A 23,447-nucleotide genomic window follows, 5' to 3' on the forward strand; every position below is an offset into this window, starting at 1 on the left:
TCGGTCGCTGGTGTCGGTCGCCGGTGTCGGTCCGTGCTGTCTGTCGGTGCTGTCTGTCGGCAGGTGAGGTGGTCAGGCGGAGGCGCGGGCGCGGGCCCGGATGCTGCGGCGCTTGAGAGCGCGGCGCTCGTCCTCGCTCAGACCGCCCCAGACGCCGGCGTCCTGGCCGGACTCCAGGGCCCACTTCAGGCAGGCTTCGACGGCCGGGCAGGAACGACAGACCTGCTTGGCCTCCTCGATCTGCATGAGGGCGGGGCCGGAGTTGCCGATCGGGAAGAACAGCTCGGGGTCCACGTCACGGCAGGCAGCTCGGTGGCGCCAGTCCATGCGTCCACTCCTTAGTAGATGGGGCCTCTGGTCGGCTCCGTGCGGCTACTTTGTGAAGAGTTTCACTAACTCGCGCGAACAATTACCCGGGATCCTGTGAGGACCGGGGTCGCCCGCCGACGTCCGGAGGACCCTGGGGTTGTTAAAGGTCCTACGTTCGGACGTCAAGCTTGAGCCTGTCAGCCACGGAGAGTGCACGCAAGGGGGTTGGCGGGAAGTTTTGGCGGTTATGGATGTCGGATGCGTCACACAATGACCGAATGTAACCAGCTAGACCAGAACTTGTAACGCGTTCGGTGTAGAGCGAAATGTCACGGTTTCGCGTTCGCCCAGGTAGTCGCCGTCCAGTTGAAAGGCCACGGGGCGGTCCGCGGTGAGCGTGATCTCGGCCTCGTCGTGGAGCTGGACGAGGTGCCGGCCGGACGGAAGGGCCTCACTCTCCGTGAGGATGTGCCTGATCACTCCTGAAAGTGTGATAGCGCCCATCCGGCGCAGGCCGAGGAGGTCGAGCCCGGTCTCGAAACTGGCCCACGGCGTCGGGCGTACGGGGTGCGCGCCGACGTACGTCCACGGTGAGGTGTTGGAGACGATCGCCATGAACACGCCTCCGGCCGAAGGGATGCCGGGGCCGGTCACGGTCATCGGAGGATGCCGCTTGTCCGTGGCCAGGTAGTGCCTCAGAGCGGTGTTCACATACCGCGTAGGGGTAGCCTTGCGGCCGGTGCCTCTGAGGCCCTCCACGGCCCGTACAACCTCGGCGTCGTATCCCATCCCTGAACAGAAGGTGAAGTATCGGCTCTGCCCCTCCCAGAGGGCCTGCCCCAGGCCGACGGTCCTGCGCCGGCCCTCCCTGATGGCCTCCAGCACCTGGCCCGTCGACTCCACCGGGTCGTTGGGCAGGCCGAGCGCGCGGGCGAAGACGTTCGCGCTGCCGCCGGGGATGACGAGGAGCCCCGGACGTCCTGCGCTGGGGTCGTCACCGAGCGGGAGGTCGGGGCCGTCGACCGGGTTCAGCAGGCCGTTGACGGTCTCGTTGATCGTGCCGTCGCCGCCGAGCACCGCCACCACGTCGAACCCCTTGGCCCGCGCGGTGGACGCCAGCGACGCCGCGTGACCCCGGTAGCGGGTCTCCTCGACGGAGAGCTCCACCGCCGCGCCGAGCGCCCGGATGAGCACGTCGCGCGTGCGGGCGTTCGTGGTCGTGGCCTTGGGATTGACCAGCAGCATTGCGCGCATAACGCCAGCGTATCCGCTGATTGTTGTCCGCCTTATCGGCCGAACGTCCTATTTCCCGCCCCGCGCACCCCGAGAGGTAGGGTACGGACCGTGAACGCTCGCCCGCTTACCCTCCTCATCGCCGCCGCGGTCGTCGCCCTGGAGGGCCTGGTCGCGCTCGGGCTCGGCGTCTTCGTCGCGGTCGAGACCCTCGTCGGGGCTCCCGACGACGTGACCAGCGCCGTGGCGGAGGCGGTGTTCGGGCTGCTCGTCGGCGCGGGGCTGCTCTGGGTGGCCTGGGGCGGGCTGTTCCGGATGGAGCGGTGGGGGAGGTCACCCGCCGTGCTGGCCCAGATCTTCATGCTGCCGGTGGGCGTCACGCTCACCCAGTCGGGCTGGCCGCAGCTCGGCGTCCCGCTGATCGCGGTGGCGGTGGCGGGACTGGTGACGCTGCTGGCGCCGCCCACCACCCGCGCGTTGTACGGAAGCGGATAGCCGGTGGGCACTGACGGCCGACAGCGGGTGTGCGCGGTCGGGCCCTCGCGCAGGCTTGGCGCGTTCGCGGTCGGGCCCGCCGTGCCGGAATCTCGAAGGGCTGGTCTCGGGCTTCGGGGGGTCGTCGGCTAGTCTTCCGCGGTCAGGCCCTCGCGCAACTGGGCCAGGGTGCGGGCCAGCAGGCGTGAGACGTGCATCTGTGAGATGCCCAGCTCGGTGGCGATCTGCGACTGCGTCATGTTGCCGAAGAAGCGCAGCAGCAGAATGCGCTTCTCGCGGGGCGGCAGCCGCTCCAGCAGCGGTTTGAGCGACTCGCGGTATTCGACGCCCTCGAGCGACTCGTCCACGATGCCGAGGGAGTCGGACACGGCCGGCGCGTCGTCGTCGCCGGAGTCGGGCGCGTCGAGGGACACGGTCGAGTACGCGTTGGCCGACTCGAGCCCCTCCAGCACCTCCTCCTCGGTCATCTTGAGGTAGGAGGCCAGCTCGGCCACGGTCGGGGCGCGCCCCTCGCGCTGCGAGAGATCGCTTATCGCCTTGGTCAGCGAGAGCTTCAGCTCCTGCAGGCGGCGCGGCACGCGGACCGCCCAGCCCTTGTCGCGGAAGTGCCGCTTGATCTCGCCGACGATGGTGGGCGTGGCGTAGGTGGAGAACTCCACGCCGCGGTTGAGGTCGAACCGGTCGATGGACTTGATCAGACCGATGGTGGCGACCTGGGTGAGGTCGTCGAGCCACTCGCCCCGGTTGCGGAACCGGCGCGCCAGGTATTCGACCAGCGGAAGGTGAAGCTCGACCAGCTCGTCCCTGATGCGCTGGCGGCGCGGCTCCTCGGGGCCCAGCTCGGCCAGCTCGGCGAAGAGCATGCGGGCGCGCACCCTGTCGGGCACGGCGTGTTCGCTGGTGGCCATGGCTCCAGTCCTTTCCGTCACGCCGGCCCTGCCGTACTCCGGGCCGCGGCTCGGCGCTTGCGCAGGACGATCGCCATGCGGTCGGGGGAGCCGGTCACCGCGTCGACGTCGTCGGCCAGGGCGGTCAGCACCATCCAGGCGAAGTCGTCGCGTTTGGGGGCTGAGCTGCCGACGGTGGCCACCTCGACCCTGACCTGCATCTCCTGCCCGGTCAGCTCGAACTCCGCGGTCAGGTCTGTGCCCGGCACCGCCTCGGTCAGCAGCATGGCACAGGCCTCGTCGACCGCGATCCGCAGATCTTCGATCTCGTCCAGGGTGAAGTCAAGCCGCGCCGCAAGGCCGGCGGTAGCCGTACGCAGCACAGACAGGTAGGCACTGGCGGCGGGGAGCCTGATGCTCACCACGTCGCGGATGCCGGCCACGCCCTCCGCGCGCGTCTCGGTTTCCTCGGTCACGTTCCTCCTCGCGAATCCGACGCTGACTGCAACTTACCGCCCCTGAGAGGTGCTTGGACGATTCAGACTCGCCATCGACGGAAAAGGCTCTGCGCGGTCTGCGACCGCACAGAGCCTTATATGCCGTTTTAGGCGGCCTTGGTCTCCCAGAAGATCTTGGAGATCTCGTCGATCTTGCCCAGCAGGTCCTCAGCCTTGGAGACGTCAACGGTGCCCTTGGCCCCGGCGGCGCCGGCCAGCTTCGTGGCGTCCCAGAAGAGCTGGTGGAGCTGCGGGTACTGCTCGAGGTGCGGCGGCTTGAAGTAGTCGGTCCAGAGCACCCACAGGTGGTGCTTGACCAACTCGGCGCGGTCTTCCTTGATCTTGATGGCGCGGGCGCGGAAGACCGGGTCCTCGTTGGCCGCGTACTTCTCCATGATCGCCTTGACCGACTCGGCCTCGATGCGGGCCTGAGCGGGGTCGTAGACCCCACACGGCAGGTCGCAGTGTGCGGAAGCGACATGCTTGGGTCGTAGCAGTCGTGCGAGCATCAGAAAGTCCTTCCTGGATGCTGAATCAGCTTGGTCCACAACCGACCTTACTCGTGTCCCAACGCCTGCGGAGTAGGGGGTCACAGCCGATGAGAGTGCGTGTCGAAGGGGATTCGATGCGGCCGGCGCTGGTTCCTGGTGACTGGCTGCTGGTGCGCCGGGGCGCCTCGGTGCACCCTGGCGACCTCGTGGTGGCCAGGCTTCCCGAGGAGCCCGACCGGCTGATCGTGAAACGGGCCCAGTGGCACGGCGTGGACGGGTGGTGGCTGGAGAGCGACAACCAGCGCGCCAGTGGCCGCCGCGACAGTTGGGACTTCGGGCCGGTCCAGGACATCGTGGGGCGCGTGGTGCTGCGTTACTGGCCGCTGCTGAGGCGGCGGCGCCGCTAGGCCGACGTCACGCCGCATGAGGCTCGCCGGGGTGGCTCAGGAGCCGGGATGCCTCACGAGGCGGGATGCCTCACGAGGCGGGATGGCTCAGGAGGCGGTGCGGCGGCGGGCGCGGAAGGCGGCCACGTTCGCCCGGCTGGCGCAGCGGGACGAGCAGTAGCGGCGCGAGCGGTTCGACGAGGTGTCGAGGAAGGCGAGCCCGCAGCGCGGCTCCCGGCAGCGGCCCAGGCGGTCGACGCCCAGCTCGGCCACGACCGCGGCCAACCCCATCACGGCGGTCGCGGCCGGGTCCTCGGCCAGGTGGAGATGCCAGCCGCTGCCGTCGTGGTCGGAGAGCTGAGGGTGTACGGGATAGCGCGCGAGCAGGGCGTTGAGCCGCTCGGCCACGGCACGGTCGTCGCCGGCCGCGTCGAACACGGCGGCCAGCTCGTCGCGCAGCCGGCGCAGCTCGGGCGGCGGGGCGAGGTCGTTGGCCAGCCGGACCGCCCACTCGGCGTAAGAGGTGAGGTCCATCCCTGCGTATTACACCAGAAAGGCGGGGCGGCCCGCAGACCTCGCGGGCGCCCCAGCTCTCCGGCGCGGCCAATGTTCGGCGCGGCCCCCGTCCGGGGCGGCCCCCGTCCGGGGCGGCCCTGTTCGGCGCGGCCGCGCCGAACTGGCGGGCCGCTCTGTCCTCCGGAGCGGCCCGTGGCGTCCGGAGCGGCCCGCCGAGGTCGGCGGGTGCGCCGTCCCTTCGCGGGTTACCCCTCGGGGTGCAGGACGCGGTGCAGGAACGCGCGGGTGCGCTCGTGCTGCGGGTCGCCGATCACCTGGGCCGGGACGCCGTCCTCGACGATCACGCCGCCGTCCATGAAGACCACCCGGTCGGCCACCTCCCGCGCGAAGCCCATCTCGTGCGTGACCACGAGCATGGTCATGCCCTCCTCCGCCAGCTTGCGCATGACGGTGAGCACGTCGCCGACCAGCTCGGGGTCGAGCGCCGAGGTGGGCTCGTCGAACAGCATCAGGTCGGGGCTCATCGCCAGCGCCCTGGCGATGGCCACCCGCTGCTGCTGTCCGCCCGAGAGCTGGGACGGCGGGACGTCGCACTTGCTGCCGACGCCGACCTTGTCCAGGTTCTCCCTGGCGATGACCTCGGCCTCCCGCCTGCCGCGCTTCAGCACCCGCTGTTGGGCGATCATGACGTTCTGCAGCGAGGTCATGTGCGGGAACAGGTTGAACTGCTGGAAGACCATGCCGATGCGGCGGCGTACGGCGTCGATGTCCACGTCGGGGTCGGTCACCTCGACGCCCTCCACGAACACCTGGCCCCTGGTCGGCCGCTCCAGCAGGTTCACGCAGCGCAGCAGGGTGGACTTGCCCGAGCCGGACGGCCCGATGACGCAGACCACCTGGCCGGGGTCGACGGTCATGTCGATGCCCCTGAGCACCTCGTTCCTGCCGAAGTGCTTGTGCAGGTCGCGCAGCTCGATGGCGTGTGTCATCGCGTCCTCCCCTTGCGTCCCTCCAGGCGGGAGGCGAGGTATCCCAGCGGGATCGTGACGATCAGGTACGTGACGCCGGCCACCATGATGGGGGTGGCGTTGGCGTACTGGGAGGCCAGGTCGTTGCCGAACTTCGCCAGCTCGACGTACTCGCCGGAGACGCCGAGGAACAACACCAGCGACGAGTCCTTGAGCAGCGCGACGAACTGGTTGGTGGTCGGCGGGATGACCATGCGGATCGCCTGCGGGATCACCACGGTGACCTGGGCGCGCGTGGCCGACATGCCCAGCGACCTAGCGGCCTCGGTCTGCCCCTTGGGCACGGCCTGCAGCCCCGCGCGGAAGACCTCCGCCTGGTAGGCGGCGCCGACCAGGCCGAGCCCGAGGATGCCCTGCCCGTACGTGCCGCCAGGCACCGCGAAGCCCGGCAGCGCCAGCGGCAGGAACGTGATCATCAGGAAGATCAGCAGCGCGGGCAGCCCGCGGAAGATCTCGATGTACACGAGCGCGATCCACCGGTACGGCCCCACCTGCGACAACCGCATCAGCGCCAGCAGCAGCCCCAGCACGAACGCGAACACGAACCCGCCGACCGCGTAGATGATCGTGTTGCGCAGCGCCACCGTGAACAGGTCGGGCAGGGCCTCGCGCGCCACGTCGGCCTTGGCGAAGTTCTGGGCGAGGCTGCCCCAGTCGGCGTACAGGACGAGCGCGACGAGCGCGGCGACCAGGACGCCGTACTGGATGACCCTGCTGACCTGCTGTTTTTTTCGAGGGCTGAGCCTGGCGCGGCCAGGCTCAGCCGTCTTGGGCTGGTCGGCCATGGATCAGCCCAGCTCGCCGGGCTTCTTGCCGAACCACTTCACGTAGATCTTCTCGTAGGTGCCGTCCTGCTTGGCCTTGGCGATCTCCTCGTTGATCGTCTTGAGCAGGGTGGGGTCGGCGCCCTTCTTGAGTCCGACGCCGTACTGCTCGCCGGTCTCGAGGCTGGCGATCAGCTCGAACTTCGCGGCGACGTCGGGCTTCTTCAGCCAGGTGAGCACGACGGGCAGGTCCTGGACGATGACGTCGGCCTGGCCGGCCTGCAGGGCCAGCAGTTCCTTGGAGGAGTCGGCGTACTCGGTGGGGTCGAAGCCGTTCTTCTTGACGTGGTCGAGGCCGGTGGTGCTGGCCTGCGCGCCCAGCTTGAGCCCCTTGGCCTTGACGTCCTCGAGGGACTTGGCGCCGGTGCCCTTCTTGGCCAGCAGCGCCTGCGTGGCGTCGAAGTACGGGTCGGAGAAGTCGATGTTCTTCTGCCGGTCCGGAGTGATGGTCATGCCCGCGGCGGCGAGGTCGCACTTGCCGGCGGCCATGGCCGCACCGCTCTTGATCACCGCGAAGTCGATGTCCACGATGTTCTGGGTGACGCCCAGCTTCTTCGCGGCCAGGTCGACGATGTCGACGTCGAACCCGACGATCTTGCCGCTCTCGTCCTTGAACTGGAACGGCTCGTACGGGATGTTCGTACAGACTGTGAGTTTGCCGGGTTGCACCAGCTTGACGCCGCCGGACGCGGAGGCGCCGGCACTGGTCGTACCGGTGCTCGAGCCGGTCTCACCGCCACACGCGGTCAGCGCGAGAGCGGCGGTCAAGGCGAGCGCGCCGGCGGCGTAGCCGCGGCGGCCCTTGGGGCTGAGGGCCATGTACGGCCTCCTCGAAGTGAAATGCCACGAAACTTGCGTTTTGTGCAGTTTAAATGGCTTTTAGCTGCGGTCAGTCATCGGGCATTTAACGATGCGTCAACGGAACGGCTCCGGCACTGACACCGAACACCGTCTCACCCGTGGCACTATGGTGTGACGGGTGACCCCCGAACCCCCTCACGAGACGATCGGCGAGGGGAGTCTGGCAGCTACCGAAGCCAGCCCGCTCGAGCTCGTCCGCCGTAGGTTTCTCCGCTACCGATGACTACTGGGGTCGCTGTGGCTGTCACGCCCGCTTCTGCTTCCGACGAAAATCTCGATCTCGACCCGGCGTTCGCGCTGCACCGCGGCGGCAAGATCGAGATCCGCTCCACCGTTCCCGTCCGCGACGCGGACGACCTCGCCCTCGCCTACACCCCCGGCGTCGCCCGGGTCTGCACGGCCATCGCCGACAACCCCGCGCTGGCCGACGAATACACCTGGGTCCCCAACGTGGTCGCCGTCGTCACCGACGGCACCGCCGTGCTCGGTCTGGGCGACATCGGCCCCTCGGCGGCCATGCCCGTCATGGAGGGCAAGGCACTGCTGTTCAAAGAGTTCGCCAACGTCGACGCCGTGCCGCTCTGCCTCGACTGTACCGACGTCGACGCGCTGGTCGAGACCGTGGTGCGGCTGGCGCCGTCGTTCGGCGGGGTCAACCTCGAGGACATCAGCGCTCCCCGCTGCTTCGAGGTCGAAGAGCGGCTGCGCGGCCTGCTCGACATCCCCGTCTTCCACGACGACCAGCACGGCACCGCCATCGTGGCGCTGGCCGCCCTGCAGAACGCCGCCCGCCTGACCGGCCGCCCCCTGGGCGACCTGCGGGCCGTCGTGGCCGGCGCGGGCGCCTCCGGCGTCGCCGTCACCCGCATTCTTCTTGAGGCGGGCATCGGCGACATCGCGGTCTCCGACTCCAAGGGCCTGATCTACGAGGGCCGTGAGGGCCTCAACCAGGTCAAGCAGCTCCTGGCCAAGGACACCAACCGGGCCGGGCGCACCGGCTCCACGGAGGACGCCCTGGAGGGCGCCGACGTGTTCGTGGGGCTGTCCGGGTCCACGGTCTCCGAGGCGGCCATCGCGTCCATGGCGCCTGAGTCGATCGTGTTCGCGCTGTCCAACCCGACGCCCGAGGTGCATCCCGACGTGGCCGCCAAGCACGCCGGCGTCGTGGCCACCGGGCGTTCCGACTTCCCCAACCAGATCAACAACGTGCTGGCGTTCCCCGGCGTCTTCCGCGGCGCCATCGACGTGCGGGCCACCGCCATCACCGAGAACATGAAGGTGGCCGCGGCCAACGCGCTGGCGGGGGTCGTGGGCGACGACCTGTCGGCGACGTACGTCATCCCGAGCCCGTTCGACGGCCGGGTCGCGCCCGCCGTGGCCGCGGCGGTCTCCGCGCAGGCCCGCGCCGACGGTGTCGCCCGTCGCTGAGAAACTCCCCTGCGTACGGGCGAGCGGCCTTACGGCCCTCGCCCGTTCCGTTTTCATCGGGTGCTGCCGTGCCCGAAACCGGTCGGTGACCTGCCCGTTCAGGAGTCGGCGCGGTCGGCCCGACCGTGGGCGGAACCGGTGCGGTGCGCGGGCGGCTTTTGGCCGACCTTGGAGAACCGTCGTAAAACCTTTACGCAAGGTGCTATAACAGTAGCTCTCTGTAGGGATGTGGGCGCCGACTCCTGTGACGAGGAGAGCGATGGAACGCGAGCCGAACCGACTGCTGCAGCAGCTCATCGTGGAGGCGGGCTTTTCCCACAAGGGATTGGCCAGGCGCCTCAACGATCTGGGAGCCGCACGTGGCACACCGGGCCTCAAGTACGACCACAGCTCCGTCCTGCGCTGGATCGGAGGTCAGAGGCCGCGCGACCCGGTGCCGTGCCTGCTCACGGAGATCTTCGCGCTACGGCTAGGCCGGCCGGTCACCTCGGAAGACCTGGGCATGCCGGCCAGCATCACACCCCTCGACCTCGGACAGGAGTTCACGCACACGTGGCAGGAGGGGGTCGTGACCGTGACGGCGCTGTGGAGAGCCGACGTGGAGAGACGGCGGTTCCTGATCGACTCCACACTCGCAATCGGAGCAGGCTCCGTAGGAGCCGTACGCTGGCTGACGTCCCCCACCGAGGGACGCCCCAGCGGCATGGGCGCGCGGCGGGTGGGCCGCGCCGACATCGCCGCCATCCACGAGGTCACCCGGTCCTTCGGTGAGCTCGACAATCGATTCGGCAGCGGCCGCGTCCGCTCGTCGGTGGTCAAATACCTCGACACCGCCGTGGCCCCGCTGCTCAAGGACGGCTCCTACGGCGAGTCCACCGGCAGGCAACTCGCCGCCGCGGCGGCCGAGCTGACCCGCCTGGCGGGCTGGATGGCCTACGACATGGAGCAGCACGGCCTCGCCCAGCGCTACCTCATCCAGGCCCTGCGCCTGGCCAGGGGCGCCGACGACCACACCCTGGGCGGGGAGATCCTGGCGGGCATGGCGCACCAGGCCATCTACATGGGCCAGTCGGCCCACGCCCTCGACCTGGCCAGGGCCGCCCAGATCTCGGCTCGCAAGGCGGGCGTCCAGACGCTCCTGGCCTCCGCGCACGTCCTGGAGGCGCACGCGCACGCGGGCCTGGGCGACGCCCGCGCCTGTGGCGGCTCCCTGCACGAGGCCGAGCGCGCCTTCGAGACCCGCAGGCCCGAGGACGAGCCCTCCTGGCTCAGCTACTTCGACGAGGCGTATCTGTCGGCCAAGTTCGCCCACTGCTTCCGCGACCTCGGGGAGGGCGAGCGCGTCGTCCGCCAGGCGCGGCGCTCGCTCGACATGGACGGCCGCTACGTCCGTGGCCGCATGTTCAACCTGTCGCTGCTGGCCGCCGGGCTGGTGCAGTGCGGCGAGTTGGAGGAGGCGTGCACGGTGGCCGCCGGCGCGCTGGCCCTGGCCGGCGAGCTGCAGTCGGCGCGTTCGCGCTCCTACGCGGCCGATCTGCGCAGGCGGCTGGAGCCGTACAAGAGCGAGCGGCCGGTGATGGCGCTGCGGGAGCGCACTCGGGAGCTCTCCGCGGTCTGAACACGTGAACGGCCCGGACCGCTCGGGGGTCCGGGCCGTTCACGTGTGTTCGGCTACTTCAGGAGCTCGTTACTTCAGGAGCTCGCCCTTGGGGCCGACGATCGACTTGGTCGCCGCGTAGTTGGCCTTGTTGTAGACGTCGGCGGTCTCACCGTCGAAGATGGCGGAGCTGATCGCGTCGATCCGCCCGTTGCCGTCGTTGTCGGCGAACACGCTGGTCACGCCGTTGACGTAGCCGGTGCGCTTGCTGTTGTCGTACTTCATGAGCCAGGGGCCGCCGTCGGCGCCGCCGGTCATGGAGCACTTGAGCACCTGGTGCGTCTCGACCTTGAACGTGTTGACCTGAACGCTCTTCGTACCGGTCTTGCCGCTGCACCACTTGGGCGTGACGCCGGTGAACGCGCGGTCGCCGTCGGGGTGGGGGGCGCTCGGGTATCCGAAGGCGGTCACCTGCTGGCCGAGCGGCTGGTTCCAGGCGAAGCCCTGGCCACCGACCACGTCACCGAGCCGACCCAGGTCCTTGGCGATGCCGAGGATGTAGTGATCGCGGAAGTAGCGGACCGTCGTGCCCGACTTCACCCACTGCTTGAGGTAGTAGGACGTCTTGAACCAGGCGGTCTCGACGCCGCCGGCGTCCTTGGTGACCGCGAGCTTGCCGAGGAACTTGCCGTCGCCCTTCTCCGCCAGGAGCTTCTTGTACTCCTCCTGGCTGATGGGCGTCGGGCCGTCCTCCACGTACTGCTCGCCGTTGACGTCGCTGCCGGTGTCCTTCGGCGCCTTGGTGTAGGTGGCCTCGGTGACCTCGACCCGGGTCAGCACCTTCTGACCCGGGTAGTTGTGGGCCACCTTCTCCGGAGTGACGTCGAAGTCCTTCGACCAGTACGGCCCGGCGGGCCCGTACTTGTCGAAGCCGGCGTCGTACTCCTCCTTCTTGATCTCCTCGTGCTTGATCCACTTGTCGCCCGCCCACGCGGCGAACTCGCTCTTGACGACCTCCCGCTCACTCGCCAAGGCGAAGCCGTTGTGGACCGCGACGAAGGCGTAGTCACCGTCGTAGTCGTCATAGGTGTCGAGATCGTACGCCGTGAAAGCGTAGGCGCCCACGTAGACGCCCCAGGGGGCCTTGCCCTGGTAGTAACCGGGCACGAAGATCCACTTGCGGAAGACGTCCTCGCCGCTCTCGAAGACGCAGTGGCCGGCGGTGGCGACGAGATTACGATTGCGGGCCTGGATGGAGGTGGCCGAGCACCAGCGGTAGCGGCCCGCCTTGTCGAGGAAGAAGACCTTGCCGATGGTCTTGGGGAGGTTGACGTTCTTGGAGGCGGCCGGCTTGGCGGCGGTGGTCGGGCCGGTCATGCCGGGCTTGCCGTCGGGGGTGCCCTTGCTGCCGGACGAGACCAGCTTGGACACCTCCTTGGTGTCCAAGTTGTATTGCGTGGCCTTCCGGAGAGCCGCACCGTTGGAGTCGAGCCAGAAGTAGGCGGCACTGTACGCGTCGGCCGGCTTCGGCAGGAGGTCGTCGGATGCCCAATTCGGGGCGGCGTTGGCGGGCTGGGTCAGGACGGTGGCGCTCAGGCCGACCGCGGCGAGGGGGATGAGCAGGCGCTTCAACGGAGGCTCCACAGTTGTCAAAAAGGGGTGTAAAAACCCTATCGACCCTTCAGTCGCTTTGGTAAGGGAAATGCGCAGATTCCCCAGAATGGCCAAAGGGCCCGGCTGGATGCCGGGCCCTTTGGTTAATGCGACTGAACGCCGAACAAGTCGCCGTTCACGATCGGCAGCGAACTACGGGATGAGCTTGCCGGACCACGAGGCCGCAGCGGCCTTGTAGATCGCAGCCGTCTCACCGGTGAAGATCGCCGAGGTGATCGTGTCGTAGCGGTTGTTGTCGTCGGTGTCAGCGATGAGGCTGGTGACACCGTTGACGTAGCCGAGACGCTTGCTGTTGCTGTACTTGTACAGCCACGGGCCACCGTCGTAGCCGGCGGTCACGGTGCACTTCAGGGACTGCTGCTCCTCGACCTTCTTGGACGGGATGAGCAGGACCTTGGAAGCGGTCTTGCCGTAGCACCACTTCGGCGTCACACCGGTGAACGGCTTGTTGCCGTCCAGGTGCGGGCCGTAGGGGTAGCCGAAGGTGCGGACGTACTTGCCGGTCGGCTGGTTCCACGCGAAGCCCTGGCCACCGACGTTGTCGCCGAGGCGACCCACGCTCTTGACCGAGTGCTCGACGACGTAGTACTCCTCGACCCAGTACTTCGTCAGAGCGGTGGCCTGAACCCACTTCTTGACGAAGAACCGCTGCTTGTACCAAGCAACCTCGGTGCCGTCCTTGACGTCGGCGCGCACCTTGCCCAGGAACTTGCCGTCGCCCTTGTCGGCCTTCAGCTTGTCGTACTCTTCCTTGCTGATCGGCACCTCGGTGCTGAGGCGCTCGAACTTGTTGCCGTTGTCCAGGCCAGTCTTGGCGGCGGTGTACGTCGCCTCAGTGACCTCGACCCCGGTCAGCTTGACGCCGCCGACGCCGGTGGTGATGTAGTCCTCGATCTTGCCTGCGGCGTCCGCAGGCTTGGCCACGGACTCGACCTTGGGGTCGGTCAGGGCCGACTTGTACGGGCCAGACTCGCCGTACTTGTCGTAGCCCGCCGCGAACTCGTCCTTCGTGATCGGGGTCTCCTTGACGAAGCCCTTGCCACCCTTGGCCACGTGGGCCTTGTACTCGCTCGGGGTGACCTTGGTCGTCTTGTTGGCGACACCGCCGATGCCGTCGTAGACGGTCACGAACGCGTAGTCGGCGTCGAAGTCCTCGTACACGTCGAAGTCGTAGTGGGTGAAGGCCTGCTTACCCACGTAGATGCCCCAAGGAGCCTTGCCCTGGTAGTAGCCGGGGACGAAGACCCAGTTGGACAGGACGTCCTTGTTGGCGCCGACCTCGTACACGCAGTGACCGGCCGTGGCGACCAGGTTGCGGTACTGCGACTGGATCGAGGTGCCAGAGCACCAGTAGTTCTTGCCGTCGCTGCCCTGGAAGAAAACCTTGCCGATGGTCTTCGGCAGGTTCACGTTCTGAACCTTGGCGGCGGTCTTCTTCTCCTCGCCGATGGGAGCGGTCGAGCCCGGCTTGGTGTCCGCGCTGTAGCCACCCCCACTCTTGATCTTGGAGACCTCGAGGGCGTCGGGGTTGAAGGCCGTGGCGCCCTTGAGCGCCGCGTAGTCGGACTGGGTCCAGAAGTCCAGGACCTGGGCCGCCTTGGCGGCGTTCGCGGCCAGAGCGTCAGTCGCGACGGTGTCGTCGGCCTGAGCGGTGCCGGCCAGACCGGCAGCCAGCAGACCAGTGGCCAGAACGGCGCCACCGGCCGGAAGGAGGATGCGCTTCAAGGTAACTCCTTGCGCTGTCGTGGAACGCCTCTTGCGTCCCATGCGTCAGTAAAGGGATAGCCAGGAACATACAGTGTCGATCTTGGGAACCGGTAGCCGCTTTGGCAGGAAAAGATGCGACAAGCCGGGCGTTATCGTTCTGTGATGTTTAGCTGGCCGATGCGCAGGATCTGAGAGGGGCTGCCTTCGTCGCCATTTGCCCTGATCAACATAAAGAAGTGGCTAGTGTGGCGATTGGGGATGGAGCATCTGTCTGGCCCGTCCCATAGGGGCCATGTGACACACATCACATTGAGGTGATGGCACCGTATCGGCGCGCTGTGCGTCCAAGCGGCTTCACTTTCGGGCCAACAGCAGAAGGGCCCGGCACGATGCCGGGCCCTTCGCTTGCTAACGGTTATACGAACGGTCTAAGTCCGGTCGCTATCCGTTACTTAGACAATCTTGCCGGACCACGAAGCCGCAGCGGCCCTGTAGACGGTGTTGGTCTCGCCGTTGAAGTACGGCGACGAGATGTAGTCCACGCGACCGTTGGAGTCCTGGTCGTTGAAGGTGCTGGTGACACCGTTCACGTAGCCGAGACGCTTGCTGTTGCTGTAGTTGTACAGCCACGGGCCACCGTCGGCGCCCTCGGTCATGGCGCACTTGAGGGCGACGTGCTCCTCGATCTTCTTGGCGGCGGAACCGACCAGCTTCGCCGAAGTCTTGCCGTAGCACCACTTCGGCGTAACACCGGTGTAGTTCTTGTTGCCGTCGGGGTGAGGAGCGGCCGGGTAGCCGAACACGCGCACGGCCTTGCCGGTCGGCTGGTTCCACGCGAAGCCCTGGCCGCCGACGTTGTCGCCGAGGCGGCCGGCGTCCTTGGCGGCGATGTCGACGAGGTAGTAGTCCTCGACCCAGTACTTCACCTGAGCGGTGGACTTGATCCACTTCTTGATGAAGAACTGCTGCTTGAACCAGGCGACCTCGGTCTTCTTGTCATCGCCGAGCTGGGCGCGGACCTCGCCCATGAACTTGCCGTCGCCCTTGTCGGCCTTCAGCTTGTCGTACTCTTCCTTGCTGATGGGCACTTCGGTGCTCAGGCGCTCGAACTTGTGGCCGTTGTCGAAGCCGGCGCCAGCCGCGGTGTACTGCGACTTGTAAACCTCGGCACCGGTGAGCTGGACACCCTTGGTGGGGCCCTCGCCCTTGATGTAGGCGTCGACGTTCTTGTCCGTCACGTCGGCAGGCTTCGCGACGGTCTCGACCTTGGGGTCGACGGCCTTCGACTTGTACGGACCGTCCTCGCCGTACTTGTCGTAGCCCGCCTGGAACTCCGCCTCGGTGATCGTCGTTTCCTTCACGTAGCCGACGCCGCCCTTGGCGACGTGGGCCTTGTACTCGCTCGGGGTGACCTTGGTGGTCTTCCCGGTGACGTTGACGCCGTTGTACACGGTCACGAACGCGTAGTCGGCGTCGTAGTCCTCGTACACGTCGAAGTCGTAGTGGGTGAAGGCCTGCTTACCCACGTAGACGCCCCAGGGAGCCTTGCCCTGGTAGTAGCCGGGCACGAAGGCCCACTTGGACATGACGTCCGTGTTGTCGGCCGGGTCGTACACGCAGTGACCGGCCGTGGCGACCAGGTTGCGGTACTGCGACTGGATCGAAGTGGCGGAGCACCACTTCTTCTCGCCCTTGCCGTTGACGAAGAACACCTTGCCGATGGTCTTCGGCATGTTGACGTTCTGGACCTTGGCGGTGGTCTTCTTCTCTTCGCCGATGGGAGCGGTCGAGCCCGGCTTGGTGTCCGTGCTGGACCCACCCTTGCTCTGCAGCTTCGCGACGTCAGCCTTGTCCCAGACGTTGGACTCGGTGGCGGCCTTGAGGGCAGCACCGTTGTTGTCCGCCCAGAAGTTGGCGATGGCCTTGGCGTTGGCCGCGCTCGTCGCCAGGTTGTCCTTGGCGATGGTGTCGTCGGCCTGAGCGGTGCCGGCGAGGCCGGCAGCCAGAAGACCGGTGGCCAGGAGGGCGCCACCGGCGGGGATGAGGATGCGCTTCAAGGGAACTGCTCCTTGCTCTGTCGTGGGTCGCAATGTGCGTCCCATGCGTCAGTAAAGGGATAGCAAGGAACATAGCGTGGTGATCTACGCAGGTGGAACCCGCTTTGAGTGATCCGGTAGCGCCCCTGGTCGCCGTGACCTTTCCGTGACCAGTCAGAGATCTTTGTGTGCCGCGTACCTTGAGTCGCGTTTTTGCTGGGTATGTGGGGGTTGTTGTTGACGGGGCGAAAGTGTCGTTAATCCTTGAACACGTATCGTAGTCGGTTCAATGTGACCCAGATCACAGGAACCGAATGGGAACCTGGCCCGTCTAATTTCGCTCCCTTCTCACAGGAGATCTTCAGGTTCCGCTCTGGAGCCGTTCAGAAGCCCGTGTTCGCCGGGGCTCGCGACGGTTCTGGAGGGGAGTGTGAGGGGTGGATTGTCCGGAAATGCAAAGACCCCCGCCTGGGTGGAGCCGCAGTTCCACCTCGTGCGGAGGTCTTGGGTGTCTCGCCTGTGAGCTAACCGAGTGTGGCGGCGGGCCCGCCTAATGACCTCTCGGCCTGATGGCCTCTCCGAGGAGGTGCTGGAGGCTGGTGAGTACGGCCGCGACCTTGATGTGGGGGAGCGGCGGTGTGGTGAGCGGGCTGCCGGGGTCAGGGCGGTGCGTCCTGGCGAAGGCGAGGTCCGGCGGTGTCGCGGCCTGGTGGGGGTAGGCCGTGCCGGCCTGGAGGGTGTGTATGAGGCGCTGCCAGGTGCCGTCGGCCCGCCAGCGGCGGTGGCGCCGGTAGATCGTGACCCAGCAGCCGTACCGCTCGGGGAGGCAACGCCAGCGGACGCCGGTGCGGGCTTGGTAGAGCAGTCCGTTGACGATGGTTCGGTCGTTGCTCGCCCGGTTGCGCTGTGCGTCGTCCATGGGAAGCAGGGCGGCCACGCGTTCCCATTCGGCGTTCGTCAGATCATGGTGACGCATGCGCTCATCGTGGCAAGGTAAATACGGTCTGTCACAAGAATCAAGAAAGATCTCCGCAGAGAGCCGGGGAGGGTCCGGTTTTGTGGTGTGTTCGTGGCGGGGTGCGATCCTGTGCCTTCGGCGCTTCCCGCGTCAGTAAGAGCCCCGGAAACACCAAGGCGAGGGCCTCGACGCCCGAGGCCCTCGCTTTCCCCTGGTAGGGCTTACTTGTACAGCTCGCCGTTCGAGCCGACGATCTTGCCGGACCACACGTTCTTGGCCGCGTTGTAGACGCCGGCCGTCTCACCGTTGAAGTACGGCGAGGTGATGTAGTCGATCCGGTCGTTGCCGTCCTGGTCGGCGAACGTGCTGGTGACGCCGTTCACGTAGCCCAGACGCTTGCCGTTGCTGTAGTTCAGCAGCCACGGGCCGCCGTCGTACCCGGGGGTCACGGCGCACTTGAGGCCGATGTGCTCCTCGATCTTGAGCCAGGAGGCGCCGACCGTCTTCGGGGTGGTCTTGCCGTAGCAGTGCTTCGGCGTCACACCGCTGTACGGCTTGTTGCCGTCGGGGTGCGGGGCCGACGGGTAGCCGAAGGTGCGGACCGTCTTGCCGGTGGGCTGGTTCCAGGCGAAGCCCTGGCCGCCGACGTTGTCGCCGAGGCGCCCCGCGTCCTTGGTCTCCAGGATGTAGTTACGGCCGCCCCACGAGCGCTTCGGGCCGCTGAAGCGCTTGTAGTCGCTGCTGTCCACCTGCTTGACGCCGTTGAACAGGACGCCGTTGTAGACGGTTACGAACGCGTAGTCGGTGTCGTAGTCCTCGTACACGTCGAAGTCGTAGTGGGTGAAGGCCTGCTTGCCCACGTAGACGCCCCAAGGAGCCTTGCCCTGGTAGTAGCCGGGGACGAAGATCCACTTGTCGAGCGTGGGGGCGTTGCTGTCGGTGTCGTACACGCAGTGGCCGGCCGTGGCGACCAGGTTGCGGTAGTTCGACTGGATGGAGGAACCCGAACACCAGCGGAGCTTCCCGCTGCCGTCGACGAAGAAGACCTTGCCGACGCTCTTGGGCAGGTTGATGTTCTGGGCCTTGCCGGTCGACTTCGACTCCCCGGTCGGCGCCGTCATGCCGGGCCGGCCGTCGGGGTCGGCGCCGCCCTTGGAGACGACCTTCCTGACCTCGTTCGAGTCCCACGTGTACTGGGTCGCGGACCGGAGCGCCGCACCGTTGGCCGCCAGCCAGAAGGAGGCGACGGAGACGGCGTCGGAGGTGTTGCGGGCCATCGGGTCGCGGGAGACGTCGCCGTCGGCCAGGGCCGTGCCGGACAGACCGCTGGCGAGCAGGCCGGTCGCCAGGACGGCACCGCCGGCGGGCAGAAGGATTCGCTTCAAGGTAACTCCAGATTGCGCTGACATGAGGCGCCTCGTGCACCCCCGAACTCAGCAAACGGACAGCCCGGAACCTACAGCTTTGACTGTCGTCATGTGAATTTTCGGTAGATCATGTCAACGTTCCAAGACCTGTCGTGACCTTGTCGAGATCTAGAACTGGCTGATCACCCGCAGTGATCATGTAGTTCCTATGACTTACATCACATTTGCCAGGATGCTGACCCCCGCGGCGCGCCGGTAGACCTCGCCGGTGGTCGTGTCGAAGTGCGGCGCCGACACCGCGTCGTAGCGCCCCTTGGCGTCCCGGTTCCAGGTGAGGCTGTTGACGCCGTTCAGGTTGCCGAGCCTGCGGGCGTCGTCGTAACCGATCAGCCACGGCCCGCCGCTGGCGCCCGGACTGAAGTCGCAGGGCTGCAGCTCTACGCCCTTCTGCAGGTCGAGGCTGGGGGCGACGGTGTAGCGGGTGACGCGTTCCGGGCACTGCTTGAGCGTCTTGCCGTCGTACGGGCGCGAGCCGTCGGGCTGCTGCCCGGCCGGGTAGCCGAAGGCGGCCACGTTGTACGTCCCGGGCTTCTTGTTCAGTTCGAGCCCGACGCCGCCCACGTTGTCCTGGAGCCGGCCGACGTCCTGCATGACGTAGTCGCCGTCCTTGGCGGTCCAGACGAAGCCGCGCTGAACGGTGACGAACGCGTAGTCGAAGTCGTAGTCGCCCTTGCCCGACCAGTCCTCGTGCATGCTGATCGAGGCGCCCACGTAGATGCCGTCGGGCGTCTCACCGTTGGGGCCGGGGTTCGGGACGAAGATCCAGTAGTCGGCGGCCTTGCCCTGCCGCGGGTCGTACGTGCAGTGTCCGGCCGTGGCGACGACGCTGCGGTTCTTGGCCGCGACGGCGCTGGCCGAGCACCAGTACTCCTTGTCCCCGAACCGGAAGTAGACCTTGCCCATGGTCCGCGCGGTGCCCTTGCGCGGCGCGGCGGCCGGCACGGCCTGCGCGGCGGTCGCCCGGTTGACGGTCGTGGTGACGGCCGAGGCGGGGCCCGCGGAGGCGGCCGTCGAACTCGTCGGCGCGGCGGCGGCGCCGGGCGTGGCCGGGGTGTAGCTGTCGGCCTGCTTGAGGCGGTCGGGCTTCCAGTACTCGGCGACCCTCTTGACGTCCGCGACGGTCTTGGTCAGCGGGGCGGCGTACACCTTGCTGGGTGCGGCGTGGGCGATCCCCGTGAAGGCAGGCAGCAGCAGTAGCGCGCTGCCCAGGGCAGCGGCCACGAGGCGCCTGGCGCGGGGGATCATGAAATGCCTTTCTTGGGGTCGTAAGGGTGGATTTTTCCAGATGTACAGACGGTATTGCAGCTTGGATAGAGATTCGTTACCTGATCAAGAGTGCATCGTGAACTATAAGGACATCGTCAGACCGGGACTCCCGATACGTGTAAATGATCATTAGTGGACGACATCCTCGCAGGTCAGGGTGGGTGCGGATGGATCATTCGCGCACCGGGAATTCGCCGACTTCCCGGCGCATTCGGTGGCGCTTCAGTGGTGTACGCCACTGCCCGGGACGGCCTCTCGTGCCCGCAATAGAGGGTGAGGGGAGGCCCCGGCTCCCAGGAGAGCCGGGGCCTGGGGTGCCAGCTTGATCTACGGCATGTTGCCGGTCCACCGGTTGGCGGCGGCCTTGTACACGTTGTACGTGTCGGTGTTGAAGTACGGCGACGAGATGTGGTCGTAGCGGTCGTTGCCGTCGGTGTCCCACGCGACGCTGTTCACGCCGACCAGGTAGCCGGTGCGCGACGCGCTCTTGTAGTTGTAGATGAGGGGTCCGCCGCTCGCGCCGGCGGTGAAGCCGCACTTGACGCCGATGTGCTCCTGCAGGTTGTACTTCTTGGCCTCGGGCATCGCCTTGGTCTTGCCGTAGCAGTACTTCATCGTGCGGCCCGTGAACGGCTTGTCGCCGTCGGGGTGCTCGCCCGCCGGGTAGCCGAACGAGAACACGTTCAGCTTCGTGCTCCGGTTCCAGGTGAAGCCCTGGCCGCCGACGTTGTCGCCGAGCCGGCCCGCGTTCTTCACGGTCCACTGCCAGCGGTTGTTGACCTTCTCCCAGTTGACCTTGATGCCGTTGTAGACGTTGACGAACGCGTAGTCGTAGTCGTAGTCCTCCTTCACCACGAAATCGTCGTGCGCGTTGAACGTCTTGGCGGCGTAGATGCCGTAGGGGGCCTTGCCGGTCCAGACGCTGTCGCCGTCCCAGTACGACGGGATGAAGATCCAGTTGTCGTAGAAGGTGTTCTTCTTGGTGTCGTACACGCAGTGGGCCGAGGTCGCCACCAGGTTGCGGAACTTGCCCTGCAGCGAGCTGGCCGAGCAGTAACGCCAGTTCTTCGGGTCGCGCGGATCGGCCTTCGGCAGCGTGAAGAACACGCGGCCGACCGTGTTCGGCAGGTTGACGTGCTTGCTCTTCGTGGTGGTCTTCTTCTCTCCGCCGATCGGGGGAACCGAGCCGGGCGGCCCGTCAGGGGTGTCGTTGCTGGCCTTGATGCCCTTGGTGGACAGGTCGAGGCCGTCGTCGTAGTCGGTCGCCAGCTTGATGCGGTCGGGCGTCCAGAACTGGATCGCCTGCTCCGCCGGTGTCGCCGCGTTCCTGGCGACGACGTCGGAGGGTGCCGTCGCGCCGGCCGCGGTGCCGCCGAGCGTTCCCGCTGCCAGGCCGATGGCCACCAGACCGGCGAGGGGGATCGCGATGCGCCTTGCTCGGGAATACATGGAGCTCCTCTCAGCTTTCGGCGGCCCAGAGCGGGGTACTGCGCCCCGGTGGGCCAGGAAAACGATCGGAACGTTAATGAATGGCGCGATCCGGCGACCAGGAAACGACGTGAAAAAGCATGGTCCGGTTCCTTTCCGTTATAGAGATACCGAGATCGCATGTATTACTGATCGGCATTTCCGCAGGCCGGAGGCGGTGCTCGATTTTCTGTGGCAACACCGGTAACGCCATTTATCAAACGCCACTCCTCGTTCGGTCCTCATCAACGGAGTGATGTTCTGGTCGACGGGTCGCAGGGATCCGCACGGCCTCACGACCACCGGAGGGCGGCCGGGGCCCGGGCAGGACGCCGCGGGGTGAGCGGTGGTGAACCGGTGCCCCATAGGCGGATATTTCGGGTCTTGCGCTGGTGCCTGCCGTTCGATTGAACTGAGAGCCTAGGGCGCAAGCCGGCACTACTCGGCGAGGAACGTCGTGGCTGACCAGTTCGACGTCATCGAGGCAGGCGAGCGCGGCCGTCGCCGGTGGGTCGGGCTGGTGGTGGTTCTGGCGCTCCTGCTGATCCCCGCTGTCAGCCTGCTGACCAGCCGTGACCCCGAGCCTGAGCCCGCACGGCCGACGCCGGAGCCCATCAGGTCGCTGACCCGGCTGGAGAGCGCGCCCAACGTCCTCACCGTCCCCGCCACGCGCAGGGGCGGCGACGAGGTCCTCCAGGTCGTGTTCCCGCACGGGGTGCGGGCCGAGGTGCGCTACCCGGCGGGGCTCGACCTCGACGAGAAGGGCTCGCGTCCCTTCCAGTCGGGGTGGGTGGACGGGAGGCTGCGGATGTTCGTGGCGCCGTACGGGGGCGAGGCCGAGATCACCCGCGGCGACGAGCCGATCAGGAACTACGCCCCCAACGTGACCCTCTGGCCGCGCCAGGCCGGCAGCCGGTCCTCCGGGCAGGTGCTGCTGTTCGCCTTCGGGCCGTGGCGGCTCGCCGTGTACGACCGGGGCTACGGCATGGGTGACGCCCTGACGTTCGACCAGCGGCTCACGCTCGCGCGGAGCCTGAAGGGCACGGTGACCGAGCGCGGCTACCTGGTGCTGTCGGCCGGTCGGGGCGTACGGCTGGCCGAGCCGGGCGACACCGAGCACGGTGCGCCGATCGGCCCGCAGCTCTGGTTCGGCGGCGGCACGAGGGAGATGGTCGCGCTCGTGCCCACCCCCGACTGCCGGAAGAAGGCCAGGATGCCCCAGGTGATCGAGGGGCTCAGGCGGTCCGCCGAGATGGTGTGCCGCGGCGACGTGCTGGTGGCCGTGGCCGGGTCGGCGGAGTTCCGGCGGCAGGCGATCGAGGGCATTCGGGTCACGGTCAGGTGATGGCGATCCGGGGCGGGCGTACGGGGCTGAAGTAAGGTGCGGCCATGTTCGCCGTAACCGCCACACAGACCGATCCCGACCACCCGCTCGCCGGGCTGACGCTCGGTGAGCACCCGGAGCCGAAGGTGCCCGACGGCTGGACGACCGTCTCCGTACGCGCCGCCGCCCTCAACCACCACGACCTGTGGACGCTCAAGGGCGTCGGCATCAGGCAGGACCGGCTGCCGATCGTGCTCGGCTGCGACGCCGCAGGGGTGGACGAGGACGGCAACGAGGTCATCGTGCACTCCGTGATCGGCACGGGCGCCGACGAGACGCTCGACCCGAAGCGCACGCTGCTGTCGGAGGCGTACGACGGCACGTTCGCCGAGCGGGTGGCCGTGCCGCGGCGCAACCTGGTGCCCAAGCCGGCCGCGCTCTCGTTCGAGCATGCGGCGTGCCTGCCGACGGCGTGGCTGACCGCGTACCGGATGCTGTTCGACAAGGCCGGGCTCGAACCCGGGTCCACCGTCCTCGTGCAGGGGGCGGGCGGGGGCGTCGCGACCGCGCTGATCGCGCTCGGACGGGCCGCCGGCTACCGGATCTGGGCCACCAGCCGCTCCGGGGACAAGCGCGAACGGGCCCGGCTGCTCGGCGCCGACCAGGTCTTCGAGCCGGGCGCGCGGCTGCCCGAGCGGGTGGACGCGGTCATGGAGACCGTCGGGCAGGCCACCTGGGACCACTCGCTCAAGTCGCTCAAGCCGGGCGGGCGCATCGTGGTCTCGGGCGCCACCAGCGGCGCGGTCCCGCCCGCCGACCTGAACCGGGTCTTCTTCCTGCAGCTCTCCGTGATCGGCTCCACCATGGGGACGCGCGCGCAGCTCCAGCGGCTGGCCGTGTTCCTGGAGCAGACGGGGCTGCGGCCCGAGATCGACCGGGTGCTGCCGCTGACCGAGGCGCGGGACGGGTTCGCCGCCATGGCGGCAGGGGACCTCTTCGGAAAGATCGTCTTCACCGGCTGAATAAGTGCCGGGTT

22 protein-coding genes are annotated in these 23,447 nt (G+C 67.5%); 6 read left to right on the forward strand and 16 right to left on the reverse strand.

Annotated features, from left to right (window positions below; genetic code table 11):
- Positions 1 to 72 precede the first annotated feature (72 nt).
- Positions 73 to 327: a WhiB family transcriptional regulator gene (locus tag ACZ6S0_RS17165; RefSeq protein WP_344894387.1), complete on the reverse strand. Its 255-nt coding sequence runs from the start codon at positions 325 to 327 to the stop codon at positions 73 to 75.
- 270 nt (positions 328 to 597) lie between these two features.
- The gene (locus tag ACZ6S0_RS17170; protein WP_465917994.1) at positions 598 to 1,563 is read right to left on the reverse strand and encodes a diacylglycerol/lipid kinase family protein; all 966 of its coding nucleotides are present in this window, start codon (positions 1,561 to 1,563) and stop codon (positions 598 to 600) included.
- Between the two features lie 90 nt (positions 1,564 to 1,653).
- On the opposite strand from ACZ6S0_RS17170, the gene ACZ6S0_RS17175 reads away from it, so the two are divergent.
- Positions 1,654 to 2,037: a hypothetical protein gene (locus tag ACZ6S0_RS17175; protein WP_465917998.1), complete on the forward strand. Its 384-nt coding sequence runs from the start codon at positions 1,654 to 1,656 to the stop codon at positions 2,035 to 2,037.
- A gap of 128 nt (positions 2,038 to 2,165) precedes the next feature.
- Here the strand turns inward: ACZ6S0_RS17175 and ACZ6S0_RS17180 are convergent, their stop codons facing one another.
- The 3 genes from ACZ6S0_RS17180 to sodN all read right to left on the reverse strand — a co-directional run bounded on the left by ACZ6S0_RS17180 (position 2,166) and on the right by sodN (position 3,930).
- Positions 2,166 to 2,945 (reverse strand): RNA polymerase sigma factor SigF, encoded by a 780-nt coding sequence (locus tag ACZ6S0_RS17180; protein WP_176573444.1) that lies wholly within the window; start codon positions 2,943 to 2,945, stop codon positions 2,166 to 2,168.
- Between the two features lie 17 nt (positions 2,946 to 2,962).
- On the reverse strand, positions 2,963 to 3,400 hold the full coding sequence (locus tag ACZ6S0_RS17185; protein WP_465918003.1) for an ATP-binding protein: 438 nt from the start codon (positions 3,398 to 3,400) through the stop codon (positions 2,963 to 2,965).
- Positions 3,401 to 3,528: 128 nt separating this feature from the next.
- The gene (gene sodN, locus ACZ6S0_RS17190) at positions 3,529 to 3,930 is read right to left on the reverse strand and encodes a superoxide dismutase, Ni (protein ID WP_465918006.1); all 402 of its coding nucleotides are present in this window, start codon (positions 3,928 to 3,930) and stop codon (positions 3,529 to 3,531) included.
- Positions 3,931 to 3,947: 17 nt separating this feature from the next.
- Between sodN and ACZ6S0_RS17195 the strand changes: the two genes are divergently transcribed.
- Positions 3,948 to 4,319, forward strand: coding sequence for a S24 family peptidase (locus ACZ6S0_RS17195; RefSeq protein WP_465918009.1), 372 nt, complete (start codon positions 3,948 to 3,950; stop codon positions 4,317 to 4,319).
- An 87-nt stretch (positions 4,320 to 4,406) separates the two neighbouring features.
- On the opposite strand, the gene ACZ6S0_RS17200 is transcribed toward ACZ6S0_RS17195, so the two are convergent.
- The 4 genes from ACZ6S0_RS17200 to ACZ6S0_RS17215 form a co-directional block, all read right to left on the reverse strand.
- The gene (locus ACZ6S0_RS17200; protein WP_344894415.1) at positions 4,407 to 4,832 is read right to left on the reverse strand and encodes a CGNR zinc finger domain-containing protein; all 426 of its coding nucleotides are present in this window, start codon (positions 4,830 to 4,832) and stop codon (positions 4,407 to 4,409) included.
- 227 nt (positions 4,833 to 5,059) lie between these two features.
- The gene (locus tag ACZ6S0_RS17205; protein WP_465918014.1) at positions 5,060 to 5,803 is read right to left on the reverse strand and encodes an amino acid ABC transporter ATP-binding protein; all 744 of its coding nucleotides are present in this window, start codon (positions 5,801 to 5,803) and stop codon (positions 5,060 to 5,062) included.
- Positions 5,800 to 6,627 carry an amino acid ABC transporter permease gene (locus ACZ6S0_RS17210; protein WP_465918018.1) on the reverse strand — a complete coding sequence of 276 codons (828 nt, stop codon included), beginning with the start codon at positions 6,625 to 6,627 and terminating at the stop codon, positions 5,800 to 5,802. Before ACZ6S0_RS17210 ends, ACZ6S0_RS17205 begins: the two co-directional genes overlap by 4 nt.
- 3 nt (positions 6,628 to 6,630) lie before the next feature.
- Entirely contained in the window at positions 6,631 to 7,485 is an 855-nt protein-coding gene (locus ACZ6S0_RS17215; RefSeq protein ID WP_465918022.1) for an ABC transporter substrate-binding protein, read from the reverse strand.
- Positions 7,486 to 7,746: 261 nt separating this feature from the next.
- Between ACZ6S0_RS17215 and ACZ6S0_RS17220 the strand changes: the two genes are divergently transcribed.
- On the forward strand, positions 7,747 to 8,955 hold the full coding sequence (locus ACZ6S0_RS17220; RefSeq protein ID WP_465918024.1) for an NAD(P)-dependent malic enzyme: 1,209 nt from the start codon (positions 7,747 to 7,749) through the stop codon (positions 8,953 to 8,955).
- A gap of 259 nt (positions 8,956 to 9,214) precedes the next feature.
- On the forward strand, positions 9,215 to 10,573 hold the full coding sequence (locus tag ACZ6S0_RS17225; protein ID WP_465918027.1) for a hypothetical protein: 1,359 nt from the start codon (positions 9,215 to 9,217) through the stop codon (positions 10,571 to 10,573).
- 69 nt (positions 10,574 to 10,642) lie between these two features.
- On the opposite strand, the gene ACZ6S0_RS17230 is transcribed toward ACZ6S0_RS17225, so the two are convergent.
- The 7 genes from ACZ6S0_RS17230 to ACZ6S0_RS17260 form a co-directional block, all read right to left on the reverse strand.
- Positions 10,643 to 12,184, reverse strand: coding sequence for a trypsin-like serine peptidase (locus ACZ6S0_RS17230; protein ID WP_465918030.1), 1,542 nt, complete (start codon positions 12,182 to 12,184; stop codon positions 10,643 to 10,645).
- Positions 12,185 to 12,358: 174 nt separating this feature from the next.
- Entirely contained in the window at positions 12,359 to 13,951 is a 1,593-nt protein-coding gene (locus ACZ6S0_RS17235) for a trypsin-like serine peptidase (RefSeq protein ID WP_465918034.1), read from the reverse strand.
- A 434-nt stretch (positions 13,952 to 14,385) separates the two neighbouring features.
- Positions 14,386 to 15,990, reverse strand: a complete 1,605-nt coding sequence (locus ACZ6S0_RS17240; RefSeq protein ID WP_465918038.1) for a trypsin-like serine peptidase — start codon at positions 15,988 to 15,990, stop codon at positions 14,386 to 14,388.
- A gap of 529 nt (positions 15,991 to 16,519) precedes the next feature.
- Entirely contained in the window at positions 16,520 to 16,945 is a 426-nt protein-coding gene (locus ACZ6S0_RS17245; RefSeq protein WP_465918041.1) for a transposase, read from the reverse strand.
- Between the two features lie 203 nt (positions 16,946 to 17,148).
- Positions 17,149 to 18,312 (reverse strand): trypsin-like serine peptidase, encoded by a 1,164-nt coding sequence (locus ACZ6S0_RS17250; RefSeq protein WP_465918044.1) that lies wholly within the window; start codon positions 18,310 to 18,312, stop codon positions 17,149 to 17,151.
- A gap of 195 nt (positions 18,313 to 18,507) precedes the next feature.
- Positions 18,508 to 19,599, reverse strand: a complete 1,092-nt coding sequence (locus tag ACZ6S0_RS17255; protein ID WP_465918048.1) for a trypsin-like serine peptidase — start codon at positions 19,597 to 19,599, stop codon at positions 18,508 to 18,510.
- A 348-nt stretch (positions 19,600 to 19,947) separates the two neighbouring features.
- Positions 19,948 to 21,069 carry a trypsin-like serine peptidase gene (locus tag ACZ6S0_RS17260; protein WP_465918051.1) on the reverse strand — a complete coding sequence of 374 codons (1,122 nt, stop codon included), beginning with the start codon at positions 21,067 to 21,069 and terminating at the stop codon, positions 19,948 to 19,950.
- Between the two features lie 475 nt (positions 21,070 to 21,544).
- Between ACZ6S0_RS17260 and ACZ6S0_RS17265 the strand changes: the two genes are divergently transcribed.
- On the forward strand, positions 21,545 to 22,432 hold the full coding sequence (locus ACZ6S0_RS17265; protein WP_465918056.1) for a hypothetical protein: 888 nt from the start codon (positions 21,545 to 21,547) through the stop codon (positions 22,430 to 22,432).
- 44 nt (positions 22,433 to 22,476) lie between these two features.
- Complete coding sequence (locus ACZ6S0_RS17270) at positions 22,477 to 23,433, forward strand: zinc-binding dehydrogenase (RefSeq protein WP_465918060.1); 957 nt, start codon at positions 22,477 to 22,479, stop codon at positions 23,431 to 23,433.
- Positions 23,434 to 23,447 lie beyond the last annotated feature (14 nt).

The sequence above is a fragment of the Nonomuraea sp. NPDC051298 genome (genome assembly GCF_055586305.1).

Coding starts and splice junctions, on each gene's coding strand:
- ACZ6S0_RS17165 (WP_344894387.1), bottom strand. CDS start 327: ATGGACTGGCGCCACCGAGCTGCCTGCCGTGACGTGGACCCCGAGCTG.
- ACZ6S0_RS17170 (WP_465917994.1), bottom strand. CDS start 1,563: ATGCGCGCAATGCTGCTGGTCAATCCCAAGGCCACGACCACGAACGCC.
- ACZ6S0_RS17180 (WP_176573444.1), bottom strand. CDS start 2,945: ATGGCCACCAGCGAACACGCCGTGCCCGACAGGGTGCGCGCCCGCATG.
- sodN (WP_465918006.1), bottom strand. CDS start 3,930: ATGCTCGCACGACTGCTACGACCCAAGCATGTCGCTTCCGCACACTGC.
- ACZ6S0_RS17195 (WP_465918009.1), top strand. CDS start 3,948: ATGCTGAATCAGCTTGGTCCACAACCGACCTTACTCGTGTCCCAACGC.
- ACZ6S0_RS17200 (WP_344894415.1), bottom strand. CDS start 4,832: ATGGACCTCACCTCTTACGCCGAGTGGGCGGTCCGGCTGGCCAACGAC.
- ACZ6S0_RS17205 (WP_465918014.1), bottom strand. CDS start 5,803: ATGACACACGCCATCGAGCTGCGCGACCTGCACAAGCACTTCGGCAGG.
- ACZ6S0_RS17210 (WP_465918018.1), bottom strand. CDS start 6,627: ATGGCCGACCAGCCCAAGACGGCTGAGCCTGGCCGCGCCAGGCTCAGC.
- ACZ6S0_RS17215 (WP_465918022.1), bottom strand. CDS start 7,485: ATGGCCCTCAGCCCCAAGGGCCGCCGCGGCTACGCCGCCGGCGCGCTC.
- ACZ6S0_RS17220 (WP_465918024.1), top strand. CDS start 7,747: ATGACTACTGGGGTCGCTGTGGCTGTCACGCCCGCTTCTGCTTCCGAC.
- ACZ6S0_RS17225 (WP_465918027.1), top strand. CDS start 9,215: ATGGAACGCGAGCCGAACCGACTGCTGCAGCAGCTCATCGTGGAGGCG.
- ACZ6S0_RS17245 (WP_465918041.1), bottom strand. CDS start 16,945: ATGCGTCACCATGATCTGACGAACGCCGAATGGGAACGCGTGGCCGCC.
- ACZ6S0_RS17255 (WP_465918048.1), bottom strand. CDS start 19,599: ATGATCCCCCGCGCCAGGCGCCTCGTGGCCGCTGCCCTGGGCAGCGCG.
- ACZ6S0_RS17260 (WP_465918051.1), bottom strand. CDS start 21,069: ATGTATTCCCGAGCAAGGCGCATCGCGATCCCCCTCGCCGGTCTGGTG.
- ACZ6S0_RS17270 (WP_465918060.1), top strand. CDS start 22,477: ATGTTCGCCGTAACCGCCACACAGACCGATCCCGACCACCCGCTCGCC.